Raw genomic sequence first — 13222 nt, forward strand, 5'->3', positions numbered from 1 at the left:
GCCAAATCGCATGATCAACGAACGTTACAACGCCCGCGAAACCGAGCCGCGCTGGCAACGCCTGTGGGACGAGAAGGCGATCTTCGCCACCAAGAACGACGATCCCCGGCAGAAATACTACGTGCTCGAGATGTTCCCGTATCCGTCGGGCCGCATCCATATGGGCCACGTCCGCAACTACACGATGGGCGACGTGGTGGCGCGGACGATGCGCGCCAAGGGCTTCAACGTACTGCACCCGATGGGCTGGGACGCGTTCGGCATGCCGGCGGAAAACGCCGCGATGGCCAACAAGGTGCATCCCAAGGCGTGGACCTACGAGAACATTGCTTCGATGAAGAAGCAGCTCAAGTCGATGGGCCTGTCGCTCGACTGGGCGCGTGAATTCGCGACCTGCGACCCCGGCTACTACAAGCATCAGCAGCGCATGTTCATCGACTTTCTCGGTGCAGGCCTGGTCGAGCGCAAGCAGTCCAAGGTGAACTGGGACCCGGTCGATATGACCGTGTTGGCCAATGAGCAGGTGATCGACGGCCGCGGTTGGCGCTCCGGCGCCGAGGTCGAACAGCGCGAGCTGACGCAGTGGTTCTTCAAGATCAGCAAATATTCCGACGAGTTGTTGAGCGCGCTGGATGGGCTGGACCGCTGGCCCGACAAGGTCCGCACCATGCAGCGCAACTGGATCGGCAAGTCGGAAGGGCTGCGAGTACGCTTCGCTCTGAGCGAGGGGAAAGATCAGCTTCTCGGACTTATTTCAGCGAACGAGACCGTTAGCGTCGATATCTTTACTACGCGACCTGACACTCTGTTCGGCGCCAAATTCTTAGCGCTGTCGCCGGATCATCCGCTTGCGGAAGCGGCAGCAAAGATCAATCCGGCACTGAAAGATTTCATTGAAGATTGCCGCCACACCGGAACTGCGCAGGCTGCCATCGATACCGCCGAGAAGCAGGGATTTGACACTGGCATAAAAGCGCTGCACCCGTTCGATCCATCGTGGCAGTTACCCGTCTACGTCGCAAATTTCGTACTGATGGAATACGGCACCGGCGCCATCTTTGGATGCCCGGCTCATGACCAACGAGATTTGGACTTCGTTAACAAATACGGCCTCGGCAATACGCCAGTGGTTTGCCCCGAAGGCCTAGATCCGGAAACTTTCGTTGTCACCGACGTGGCGTATGACGGTGACGGTCGCATGATCAATTCGCGCTTCCTTGATGGCATGACGATTGCCGAGGCTAAGGAAGAGGTATCGACGCGGTTAGAGGCAGCTGTATTTGGCGACGCTCCAGTCGGTGAGCGCAAAGTAAATTTCCGCCTGCGCGACTGGGGCATCTCGCGGCAACGTTACTGGGGCTGCCCAATCCCGATCATCCATTGCGAAGTCTGCGGCGTCGTGCCGGTGCCGATCAAGAAACTACCGGTCGAACTGCCCGAGGACATCGAGTTCGATCGGCCCGGCAATCCGCTCGACCGCCACCCGACCTGGAAGCACGTCCCCTGCCCGCAATGCGGAGGCGCCGGGCGGCGCGAGACCGACACCATGGACACCTTCGTGGATTCGTCGTGGTACTTCTCGCGCTTCACCGATCCGTGGAATACCGAGGCGCCGACCACGCCCGACGTGGTCAACCGCATGATGCCGGTCGATCAGTATATCGGCGGCGTCGAACACGCGATCCTGCATCTCTTGTACAGCCGCTTCTTCACGCGCGCGATGAAGGCCACCGGCCACGTCGGCTTCGACGAACCGTTCGCCGGCATGTTCACCCAGGGCATGGTGGTGCACGAGACCTACAAGAAGCAGGACGGCACCTTCGCCTCGCCGGCCGAGATCAATATTGAGATCGGCGGCAATGGCCAACGCGCCACGCTGATTGCGACCGGTGAAAACATTGTCATCGGCCCTATCGAGAAAATGTCGAAGTCGAAGCGCAACACCGTCGATCCCGACGACATCATCGCCACCTACGGCGCCGATACCGCGCGCTGGTTCATGCTGTCGGATTCGCCGCCGGACCGCGACGTGATCTGGAGCGAGGAGCGCGTTCAGGGAGCCTCGCGATTCGTACAGCGGCTGTGGCGTCAGGTGAACGAATCAGCCGAGCACGGCAAATCCGCGCCCGCCGCCCGCCCGGCCGAATTCGGCGCGGACGCGCTGGCGATCCGCAAGGCGGCGCACGGCGCGCTCGACAAGGTCACGACCGAGATCGAGAAGCTGCATTTCAATGTCTGCCTGGCCCATATCCGCGAATTCTCCAATGCGCTGGGCGAGGCTTTGGCCCGCCTGGGCACGCCTGCCCCCGACACCTGCTGGGCGCTGCACGAGGCGGCGGTCATCCTTGTTCAACTGTTTTCCCCGATGATGCCGCATCTGGCCGAGGAATGCTGGGCCGTGCTGGCGCAGCCCGGCATGGTTTCGGAAGCGCGCTGGCCACAAATCGAGCCCGATTTGCTGGTTGAAGACACCGTGACCCTGCCGGTTCAGGTCAATGGCAAAAAGCGTGGCGAAGTCGTGGTGGCCCGCGATGCGTCGAATTCCGAAATTGAGGCTGCCGTTTTGGCCCTCGATACAGTAAAACAGGCTTTGGACGGCAAGCCCGTCCGCAAGCTGATTATCGTGCCGCAAAGGATCGTGAATGTCGTCGGCTAGCTTTGGGATCCGATCCCGCATCGTCGCCCGGTTCGCCATCGCAGCCACCCTGGCGGCGCTGACGGCCGGCTGCTTCCAGCCGATGTACGCCGAACGCAGCGATGGCGCGCCGGCGTTGCGCGACAAGCTGGCCACCGTGGAAGTCCCGCCGCTGACCTATCCCAATAATTCGCCGCAGGCCCGCGCCGGCGTCGCGATCCGCAACGCGCTGCAGTTCAAGCTGTATGGTTCGGCCACCGGCGTGCCTCCGCTGTACCGGCTGGTGCTGCGCTTCAACCCGAGCAAGACCTCGCTGATCGTCGATCCGACCACCCAGCTGCCAACCTCCGAGAATTACGGCATCGACGCCAATTACGCCCTGATCGAGATTGCGACCGGCAAGCAGGTCCTGACCGGCAATACCTTTGCCCGCGTGACCTACGACATTCCCGGCTACCAGCGTTTCGCCCGGGCTCGCGCCTTCCGCGACGCCGAGGACCGCGCCGCGGTGGAAATCGCCGACAACATCAATACCCGGCTGGCGTCGTTCTTCTTCGCCGGGACGTGATCGCCCCAAGTCGTAGGGTGGGCAAGGGCGCAGTTGCGCCGTGCCCACCCTCGTTGCGTGGTGGTGGACACGCCCCGTCGCGCTGCGCGCGATCGTGGCTTTGCCCACCCTACAAGTCCCACGGATCCTGCTGATGGTCGCGCTGCGCGGTAAAGAGATCGATTCCTTTCTCGCCCGGCCCGATCCGGCGCGGCCGATCATCCTTTTGTACGGCGCCGATGCAGGCCTGGTGCGCGAGCGCGCCGATGCGCTGGTGAAATCCGCCGTCGATGATCCCAACGATCCGTTCTCGATGGTACGGATGGACGGCGACGAGCTCGCCGCCGAACCCTCACGACTGGTGGAGGAGGCAATGACGGTGCCGCTGTTCGGCGGCCGTCGCGCGATCCGCGTCCGCGCGGGATCGAAGAGTTTTGCCAGCGCCGTCGATGTGCTCGCCGACTCCCCGCTGAAGGATTGCCGCATCATCATCGAGGCCGGCGAATTGCGCCCGGAATCGCCGCTGCGAAAAGCCTGCGAGAAGGCGAGGACCGCGGTGGCGATCGCCTGCTATCCCGACACCGAACGCGATCTGGCCAAGCTGATCGACGACGAATTGCGCGCCTCGAACCTGCGCATCGCGCAGGACGCCCGCGCCTCATTGATGGCGCTGCTCGGCGGCGACCGCCAGGCCTCGCGCAACGAGCTGCGCAAGCTGACACTGTACGCCCACGGCACCGTCGAGGTGACGCTCGACGACGTGATGGCCGTGGTCGCGGATGCCTCCGAACTGAAGATCGATCCGATCGTCGACGGCGCCTTCGCCGGCAATCCGGCCGCGGTCGAAGTCGAGTTCAACAAGGCGATGATCGCCGGGACCTATCCGGGCGTGATCCTGATGGCCGCACAGCGCCAGGCCGCGCTGCTGCACAAGGCCAGCCTGTCGATGGAGCAAGGCGCCTCAGCCTCGGCGGCGGTGGAGAGCGGATTTCCGCGGCTGCATTTTTCCAGGAAGAACACCGTCGAAGCGGCGCTGCGCAATTTCTCGCAGGCACGGCTCTTGGCGGTGATCGAGCAGCTCGCCGTTGCCTCCCTCGACGTGCGCAAGCAGAACGTGCTCGGCGCGGTCATCGCGCAACGCGCGCTGATGGCGATCGCGGTGAATGCGCGACGGCGGGCATGATTGGTCCGTAGCCCGGATGAGCGAAGCGATATCCGGGACCGGCCGAGTTAACTGAAACGCCATCCCCGGATGTCGCCGCCGCCATCGCTGCGAACGACGGCGTCAGCTCATCCGGGCTGCGCGCTAGTTGTGTAACGAACTACAAATCCAGCTCCAGTTTCTTGATGATCTCATCTAACTGGTCGAGGTCGCGGTACTTGATCTGCACCACGCCGCCGGGATCGCGGTGCTCGACCGACACCTTCAGGCCGAGCGCGTCGCTGACGCGCTTCTCCAGCGCAACCGTATCGGCATCCTTGGCCGCCTTGCCCGGCGTCGTGCGCGGCTTCTGCGGTGCGCGTTCCGGCACGCCCTCTTCATGCGCCAGCGCTTCGGTCTGGCGAACATTGAGGCCTTCCGCGATGATGCGCTTCGCCGCGGCGGAGGGATCCGGCAGGCTGATCAGCGCGCGGGCATGGCCGTTCGACAATTGGCCGGACGAGATCAGGGTCTGCACGTCTTCCGGCAGCTTGGTCAGCCGCATCATGTTGGCGACGTGGCTGCGGCTCTTGCCGACGGTTTTGGCGATCTCTTCCTGGCTGCGTTTAAAAGCGGTGGCGAGCGCGTGATAGCCCTGCGCCTCCTCGATCGCGTTGAGGTCCTCGCGCTGCACGTTCTCGATGATCGCGATTTCCATCGCGTCGGAATCCGAGACCTCGATCGGCACGATCGGCACTTCATGCAGGCCGGCGATCTGCGAGGCCCGCCAGCGGCGCTCGCCGGCGATGATCTCGAAACGGTCCTGCACGCCTTTCACGGCGCGCACCACGATCGGCTGGATCACGCCGTGCTGCTTGATCGAGGCGGCGAGCTCGCCGAGCTCGGCATCGGAAAAGCTGCGCCGCGGATTGTGCGGATTGGCTTTCAGGAATTCGATCGGCACCTTGCGCTGCGCGCGCGGCCGATCGACATGCGAGGCTTCGCCGCCGACATCGCCGATCAGGCTGGCGAGCCCCCGGCCCAAACGCGAACGTGCTTCATCGGCCATGGCCAGCTCCCTTGGACTCACTGCGATACTCCGCGTTGGATACGTGAACTCGGTTACTCGTAGGGTGGGCAAAGGCGCACTTGCGCCGTGTCCACCAATTCGTGTGGTGCGTGAGAGCGGTGGGCACACTTCGCTTTGGCCACCCTACTCCGCGCTCAAATCGCGGTGCGCAGCTCGCGCTCGCGCTGGATCACTTCGGTCGCGAGCTTGAGATAGGCTTCACTGCCCAGACACTTCAGATCGTAGACCAGCACCGGCTTGCCGTGGCTTGGCGCTTCCGAGATCCGCACGTTGCGCGGGATCATGGTATCGTAGACCTTCTTGCCCATGAACTGGCGGACATCCGCGACTACCTGGTTCGACAAATTGTTGCGCGAGTCGAACATCGTCAGCACGATGCCGTGGATGGTCAGGGTCGGGTTCAGCGCCGAGCGCACCTGCTCCACCGTCTGCAGCAATTGCGACAGGCCTTCGAGCGCGAAGAACTCGCATTGCAGCGGCACCAGGATCGCATGCGACGCAGCCATCGCATTGACGGTCAGCAGGTTGAGCGACGGCGGGCAGTCGATCAGAACATAGGTGTAGTCCTCTCCGGCCGCCGCATCGCGGTTGAGTGCGGCGATCGCATCGCGCAGCCGGTAGGCGCGATCGCGGGTCGAGCCCAGTTCGAGTTCGAGGCCGGACAGATCCATTGTCGAGGGCGCGATATGCAGCCGCGGCACCGCCGTCGGGACCACCGCCTCGCGCAACGCGACTTCGCCGATCAGCACGTCATAGGTCGAGCAACTGCGGTCGCGGCGATCGATACCGAGCCCGGTCGAGGCGTTGCCCTGCGGATCGAGATCGACGATCAGGACACGTTCGCCGATCGCGGCCAGCGCCGTGCCGAGATTGATCGCCGTCGTTGTCTTGCCGACACCGCCCTTCTGGTTCGCCAGCGCGAGAATGCGCGGATGCCCGGCTGATGCGTTAATTTCTTGATAATGTTCATCAATAACGGTCATTGGGCGGTGCCATGGGTTGAACCAGCGGATGCTGGAGCGGACGGGTGCTTCCGTTCGACGGAGTCGAGTTCGACAATCCAGCCTTGTCCGCCGGTAAGGCTGGCATGAAGGCGCGGCATAATATTCCAATATCTAGTAGCTTCGGTCAATTCGGCATCTACATCTTGACCCTTGAGGAACAGGGCCTTGGTGCCCTTGTTCATCAAGGGTTCCGCATAACCGATGAGTTGGTGTAGCGGAGCGACCGCGCGGGCAGTGATGCAATCGACGCCTTGCGGAAAACTGTCCACGTTATCCCCAATGTCGGCTAAATGAATCGTGCCGGGGGCTTGCGTCACCCGTAGCGCTTCGCGCAGGAACGCCGCCTTTTTGGCGTTGCGCTCGACGAGGTGAACATGCCCGCCTTCGACATCGCCCATCGCGCAAGCCAAAACCACTCCGGGAAACCCGCCGCCACTGCCAAAATCGAGCCAGATCTTCGCGGATGGCGCGAGGCTCAACAGTTGCAGCGAATCAGAGATATGCCGCGTCCAGAGGTTGGGCAAGGTGGAGGGCGAGATCAGATTGGTCTTGGACTGCCACTGCACGAACAAATCGACATAGCGATCCAGCCGGGCCTCTGTTTCACGTGAAACAGGCGTGAGTTTCAGCGCAGCAGCCTTGTCGGCATCGAGCCGGGGCGCCGGAGCGGGTTTTTGCGAGCGTTGGGCCATGTGAGTCTGCTGATGAGGGAAGCGCAGTCTTACGCTTACGCAGAGAATCTATCCACGACTTTGCGCACTTTCTGACGCAACTGAGCGTGCGACGCTCTGTCTTTACCGCCGTCATTGCGAGGAGCGACGCGACGCGGCAATCCAGAGGCTTCATCCACGAAAGAGCTGGATTGCTTCGTCGCAAGGTCTCCTCGCAAAGACGAGGAGAGGCCGGATGTTTTACACAAAACGTCCGCTTGTCAGACGCCCAAAGCCAAAGGCCGCTTGCGTTGTTCGCGGCGCAAATAAGCCGCCAAAATCGCCAGCGCGGCCGGAGTCATGCCGTCGAGCCGACCCGCCTGCCCCACCGTGCGCGGGCGCGCCTTCTCAAGCCTGGCGCGGGCTTCATTGGACAGGCCGGGCACGAGCGCATAGTCGATATCGGTCAGCAGCAGCCCCTCGTCGCGGCGGAAGGATTCGACGTCGGCGGTCTGGCGCTTGAGATAGACATCGTATTTGGCATCGATTTCCAGATGCACCGCGATCGCGGGATCGATCGCCGATAGCTCCGGCCAGATCGCGCGGATCCTGCTCCAGTCAATATCCGGATAGGACAGCAGCTCGAACGCCGTGCGGCGCTGGCCATCATGGTTCAGCGCCAAACCATGCTTGCCGGCCTCGTTCGGCGTGATCGTCAAGCCTTGCGCCATAGCCTTGCCGGACGCCAGCGCCGCCATTTTGACGATGTGGCGGGTCATGCGGGCCGAGCCGACACAGCCGAGCGCGATGCCCATGTCGGTCAGGCGCTGGTCGGCATTGTCGGCACGGAGCGTCAACCTATACTCGGCGCGCGAGGTGAACATCCGGTACGGCTCGGTGATCCCCCGCGTCACGAGATCGTCGATCATCACACCGAGATAGCCGTCGGCGCGGTCGAACACGACGGGTTCCGCGCCGCTGGCGACCCGCGCCGCGTTAAGGCCTGCGACGAGGCCCTGCGCGGCGGCCTCTTCATAGCCGGTCGTGCCGTTGATCTGGCCGGCCAGGAACAGGCCCGGTATCCGCTTGGCCTGTAGGGTCGGATCGAGTTCTCGGGGGTCGACGTGATCATATTCGATCGCATAGCCCGGCCGAACCATCCGGGTTCGCTCCAGCCCGGGGATGGTGGCGAGGATGGCGAGCTGCACCTCTTCCGGCAGCGAGGTCGAAATCCCATTGGGATAGACCGTCGAGTCGTCCAGGCCTTCCGGCTCAAGGAAGATCTGGTGGCCGTCGCGGTCGCCGAAGCGGACGATCTTGTCCTCGATCGAGGGGCAATAGCGCGGGCCGGAGCTCTTGATCTGGCCGGAATACATCGGGGAGCGGTGCACGTTGGCGCGGATCACGTCGTGCGTCGCCGGCATCGTGCGGGTAATGCCGCATTCGATCTGCCGCACGGTGATGCGATCGGTCATCACCGAGAACGGCTCCGGCGGGTTATCGCCGGGCTGCATCTCGACGGCGCCCCAGTCGATCGTGGTGCCGTCGAGCCGCGGCGGGGTGCCGGTCTTCAGGCGACCTAGGGTGAAGCCGATACGCTCGAAAGCCTTGGACAGGCCGAGCGCCGGCGCTTCATCGACCCTTCCGGCCGGCCAGCTCTTCTCGCCAAGGTGAATCAGCCCGCAGAGAAAGGTGCCGGTGGTGATGACCACCGCGCCGGGCGAGAATTCGCGGCCATCGGCCAGACGGATACCGGTCACTCGGCCATTCGAAGTGAGCAGATCGTCGGCCTCGCCCTCAATCACCGTCAAATTGGGCGTGGCGAGGATCGCGACCTGCATCGCAGCGGCGTAGAGCTTGCGGTCGGCCTGGGTCCGCGGGCCGCGTACGGCCGGACCCTTCTTGCGGTTTAGCATCCGGAACTGGATGCCGGATGCGTCCGCCACCTGCCCCATCAACCCGTCGAGGGCATCGATCTCGCGGACGAGGTGACCCTTGCCCAGACCGCCGATCGCAGGATTGCAGGACATCGCGCCGATGGTGGCAAAGCGATGCGTCACCAGCGCGGTTTTAGCACCGAAACGTGCGGAGGCAGAAGCGGCTTCGCAGCCGGCGTGGCCTCCTCCGATGACAATGACATCCCAAGCGTTTTGCATGGCGGGACTTCTAGCGCGGGATCGGAAGGCCGGGAAGCGGGAAGTTTAGAGGTGTTTCACGTGAAACACGTCGCCCGCGATACTACTTAGTGTTTCACGTGAAGCATCGGCCGGTACGCCGTCGTTGCGAGCCCTTGCGACGAAGCAATCCAATTCTTGCAGAGCTTGCGGCCCTCTGGATTGCCGCGTCGCTTCGCTCCTCGCAATGACGGCTGCGAGGCTATTGTTTCACGTGAAACGTCAGTGTTCCGCCCTACTTCCCAATACAGAAATCTCTAAAGATTACGTCAAGAACGTCCTCGACATCGACGCGCCCTAAAAGCTGCCCGAGCCGGTGTGCTGCAACACGCAAATCTTCCGCTATCAGCTCGGATTGCTCCGGCAGATCGACCGCTCGTCCGAGCGCATCGGCGGTCTCGCGCAACAATTCGCGGTGCCGGGCGCGGCTGATCAGCGAGGATTCGTCGGCAAAATGGGCCGCGGCGAACTGCGCCAGGGCCGTAATCAGCTCGGGAATGCCCCGACCGTTGGCCGCAGAGATCGAATGGCACGGCCAGCCGGTCTCCGATCGCACAGCGCTTGTATCCACGACATCATCGACCTTGTTCCGGATGACCCAGAAACCGGCCTGCCCTTCGGACATCCATTGCTTCAGGTCGTCCTCGCCGGCCGGTCCAGCCTGGGCATCGACCAGCCACAGCCGCAGATCGGCTTCGGCGGCGCGGGCGCGGGCACGGCGAACACCCTCCTGCTCGACGGGATCGACGGCCTCGCGCAGTCCGGCGGTGTCGATCACCGTCACCGGGTAGCCGTCGAGGTCGAGATGTACTTCGAGCACATCGCGCGTGGTGCCGGCATGCGGCGAGACGATCGCCACCTCGCGGCGGGCAAGCTGGTTGAGCAACGTGGATTTGCCGACGTTCGGCGGGCCGGTGATGGCGACGACGAGCCCGTCGCGCAGCCGCTCGCTGCGGCCTGCGACGGCGAGAGCATTCTCGATGTCCAGCAACAGCACACGGATGCGCGCAAGCGCCGGCTCGATCAGCTCGGTCGGCACGTCGCCTTCGTCGGAAAAATCGATCCCGGCCTCGATCAGCGCCGACGCCTCGATGATCTCGCGGCGCCAGTCGCGGGCGCGATCACCGAGCAGGCCCTTGAGCTGGCGCAGCGCCTGCCGCCGCTGCCGGTCGGTGTCGGCATGGATGAGGTCGTCGAGGCCCTCGGCTTCGGTGAGGTCGAGCTTGCCGTTTTCGAACGCGCGACGGGTGAATTCGCCGGGCTCGGCCGGGCGGACATGATCGAATCTGGAAAGCGCTGCGAACAGCGCCGCCAATACCGCCCGGCCGCCGTGGATGTGGAATTCAGCGACGTCCTCGCCGGTTGCGCTGGCGGGCCCGGGAAACCATAAAACAACAGCGTCATCAATGGGTTCGCCGCCGGAGGGGTCGGTGAGCAAAGTGCGTGTCGCCAGGCGCGGTACGGCGATTTTCCTCGAAAGCCCGGCCAGCACACGGCCGGTTTCGGCTCCGGATACTCGGACGATGGCGATGGCGGTCGGGGGCCGACCGGAGGACAGGGCGAAAATGGTCTGGTCGCGGGGATGCATGGCTTATTTGTCGTCCTGGCAGCGAGAGCGCAACCGCAAACTGTCATTCCGGGGCGCGAGGGCGCAGCCCGAGCGAACCCGGAATCCCGTAATGTTCCGCGTACCAACCATGCCGGGGTTCCGGGTTCGCATCCGCCTGGCGGCGTCCGCGCCCCGGAACGACAGTGTTGGCTGAAAGAAAAAGGCGCCCTGCTTTCGCAGGACGCCCTTCAACCAATCCGCCTGGCCGGATCAGGTATTCATCGACTCGAAGAATTCCGAGTTGTTCTTGGTGTTGCGCAGCTTGTCCAAGAGGAAGTCGATCGCGTCCATCGTGCCCATCGGGTTGAGGATGCGGCGCAGCACATACATCTTCTTGAGAAGCTGTGGATCGGTGATGAGCTCTTCCTTGCGGGTGCCGGAGCGCGAGATGTCGATCGCCGGGAAGGTGCGCTTGTCGGACACCTTGCGGTCGAGGATCAACTCGGAATTGCCGGTGCCCTTGAACTCTTCGAAGATCACTTCGTCCATGCGCGAGCCGGTATCGACCAGCGCGGTGGCGATGATGGTCAGCGAACCGCCCTCCTCGATGTTACGCGCGGCACCGAAGAAACGCTTCGGGCGCTGCAGCGCATTGGCGTCGACGCCGCCAGTCAGCACCTTGCCGGACGACGGCACCACGGTGTTGTAGGCGCGGCCCAGACGGGTGATGGAATCCAGCAGGATCACGACGTCGCGGCCATGCTCGACGAGACGCTTGGCTTTTTCGATCACCATCTCGGCGACCTGGACGTGACGAACGGCAGGTTCGTCGAAGGTCGAGGATACGACCTCGCCCTTCACCGAACGCTGCATGTCGGTGACTTCTTCCGGCCGCTCGTCGATCAAGAGCACGATGAGATAGCATTCCGGATGATTGGCGGTGATCGAGTGCGCGATGTTCTGCATCAACACGGTCTTACCGGTGCGCGGCGGCGCCACGATCAGCGCGCGCTGGCCCTTGCCGATCGGCGCCACGATGTCGATGACGCGGGCCGACAGGTCGCGGCGGGTGGAATCTTCCAGCTCGAGGCGGAAGCGCTGGTCCGGAAACAGCGGGGTCAGATTGTCAAAATTGACCTTGTGCTTGGACTTTTCCGGATCCTCGAAATTGAGGGTGTTGACCTTGAGCAGAGCGAAATAGCGTTCGCCCTCTTTCGGGCTGCGGATATGGCCTTCGATGGTATCGCCGGTGCGCAGGCCGAAGCGGCGGATCTGCGACGGCGAGACGTAGATATCATCCGGGCCCGGCAGATAGTTGGCATCCGGCGAACGCAGGAAGCCGAAGCCGTCGGACAGCACTTCGACGACGCCCTCGCCGATGATGTCGGTTTCCTTGATCGCCAGCTGCTTGAGACTGGCGAACATCAGCTCCTGCTTGCGCATGGTGCTGGCGTTCTCGACCCCAAGCTCTTCCGCAAACGAGACGAGCTCGGCTGGCGTCTTGGCCTTGAGGTCCTGGAGTTTCATTTCCCGCATTGGGAGAGGTCCTGTGGAAGTCGGGGAGGAGTGGGGTGCGAGGTGGCCGGAAGAGTGCGGACGCCGAAATCAGGAAAGTCCGCAGGTCTTCAGGAAGAAGCCTTGAGCAAGGAAGGTGCCGAAGAAGCTTCAAGCCTGATGTGGCGGCCGGTCAGGTTACACAACCGGGACGAAACCACATCGCCTGCGTGGGGTGGGAAACATCAACATATAAAATTCGCGAGGTTCACGCAAGCGTCGCAAGCAGGGGCTTCGGATGCCGTGAGACCGCGCGTCTAACTCCGGGTCGTCCCTGCGAACGCAGGGACCCATAACCTCCGCCGCCAAGTAGAAACACCATGGCCTCCTGCGTCTCAACCGAAAGGACGGTGGATATGGGTCCCTGCGTTCGCAGGGACGACGTGGAGAGGCCTGTGCTCAGAACGGTTTGACGATCACGAGGATCACGATGCCAATCATCAGGACCGTTGGTACCTCATTGATAATGCGGTAGTATTTCGTTGAGCGCGTATTCCGGTCCTCGGCGAATTCGCGCACCCGCGCGGTCAGAATGCCGTGCACGGCACTCATCGCCAGCACCATGGCCAACTTGCCGTGAAACCAGGGTGCCGAGAACCACTGCCCGGCCCAGGCCAGATATAGCCCGACGATCCAGGTCACGACCATCGCCGGATTGATGATTGCTTTCAGCAGCCGGCGTTCCATGATCTTGAACGTTTCGGATTGCTGCGATCCCGGGGGCGCATCGACGTGGTAGACGAACAGCCGCGGCAGATACAGCATTCCGGCCATCCAGGCGATGACGGCGATCACGTGCAGCGCCTTGGCCCATTCGTACATGTTTCAACTTTTAATCAATTGGTAACGGCTACGGGTGCATGGTCGTCGCTGGAACA

General features: G+C 63.0%; 10 protein-coding genes. 3 read left to right on the plus strand and 7 right to left on the minus strand.

The annotated features are described in order from the left end of the window. Positions 1-10 precede the first annotated feature (10 nt). The 3 genes from leuS to holA all read left to right on the plus strand — a co-directional run bounded on the left by leuS (position 11) and on the right by holA (position 4365). A complete protein-coding gene (gene leuS / locus FIU28_RS01400; protein WP_143571322.1) occupies positions 11-2656 on the plus strand; it encodes a leucine--tRNA ligase in 2646 nt (881 codons plus the stop codon). Continuing rightward, a complete protein-coding gene (gene lptE / locus FIU28_RS01405) occupies positions 2643-3203 on the plus strand; it encodes an LPS assembly lipoprotein LptE (RefSeq protein ID WP_143571323.1) in 561 nt (186 codons plus the stop codon). Before leuS ends, lptE begins: the two co-directional genes overlap by 14 nt. A 133-nt stretch (positions 3204-3336) precedes the next feature. Continuing rightward, positions 3337-4365, plus strand: a complete 1029-nt coding sequence (gene holA, locus FIU28_RS01410) for a DNA polymerase III subunit delta (RefSeq protein WP_143575979.1) — start codon at positions 3337-3339, stop codon at positions 4363-4365. Between the two features lie 139 nt (positions 4366-4504). Here the strand turns inward: holA and FIU28_RS01415 are convergent, their stop codons facing one another. The 7 genes from FIU28_RS01415 to hemJ form a co-directional block, all read right to left on the minus strand. Further along, on the minus strand, positions 4505-5392 hold the full coding sequence (locus tag FIU28_RS01415; protein WP_168202834.1) for a ParB/RepB/Spo0J family partition protein: 888 nt from the start codon (positions 5390-5392) through the stop codon (positions 4505-4507). A gap of 155 nt (positions 5393-5547) precedes the next feature. Next, complete coding sequence (locus FIU28_RS01420) at positions 5548-6396, minus strand: ParA family protein (protein WP_143571325.1); 849 nt, start codon at positions 6394-6396, stop codon at positions 5548-5550. After that, on the minus strand, positions 6393-7109 hold the full coding sequence (gene rsmG / locus FIU28_RS01425; RefSeq protein WP_143571326.1) for a 16S rRNA (guanine(527)-N(7))-methyltransferase RsmG: 717 nt from the start codon (positions 7107-7109) through the stop codon (positions 6393-6395). Before rsmG ends, FIU28_RS01420 begins: the two co-directional genes overlap by 4 nt. Before the next feature lie 239 nt (positions 7110-7348). Then, on the minus strand, positions 7349-9223 hold the full coding sequence (gene mnmG, locus FIU28_RS01430) for a tRNA uridine-5-carboxymethylaminomethyl(34) synthesis enzyme MnmG (protein WP_143571327.1): 1875 nt from the start codon (positions 9221-9223) through the stop codon (positions 7349-7351). A 253-nt stretch (positions 9224-9476) separates the two neighbouring features. Further along, on the minus strand, positions 9477-10829 hold the full coding sequence (gene mnmE, locus FIU28_RS01435; RefSeq protein ID WP_143571328.1) for a tRNA uridine-5-carboxymethylaminomethyl(34) synthesis GTPase MnmE: 1353 nt from the start codon (positions 10827-10829) through the stop codon (positions 9477-9479). A 231-nt stretch (positions 10830-11060) separates the two neighbouring features. After that, a complete protein-coding gene (rho, locus tag FIU28_RS01440; RefSeq protein WP_143571329.1) occupies positions 11061-12326 on the minus strand; it encodes a transcription termination factor Rho in 1266 nt (421 codons plus the stop codon). Between the two features lie 417 nt (positions 12327-12743). Continuing rightward, the gene (gene hemJ, locus FIU28_RS01445) at positions 12744-13166 is read right to left on the minus strand and encodes a protoporphyrinogen oxidase HemJ (protein WP_143571330.1); all 423 of its coding nucleotides are present in this window, start codon (positions 13164-13166) and stop codon (positions 12744-12746) included. Positions 13167-13222: the final 56 nt, after the last annotated feature.

The organism is Tardiphaga sp. vice154, from assembly GCF_007018645.1.
GTDB lineage: Bacteria > Pseudomonadota > Alphaproteobacteria > Rhizobiales > Xanthobacteraceae > Tardiphaga.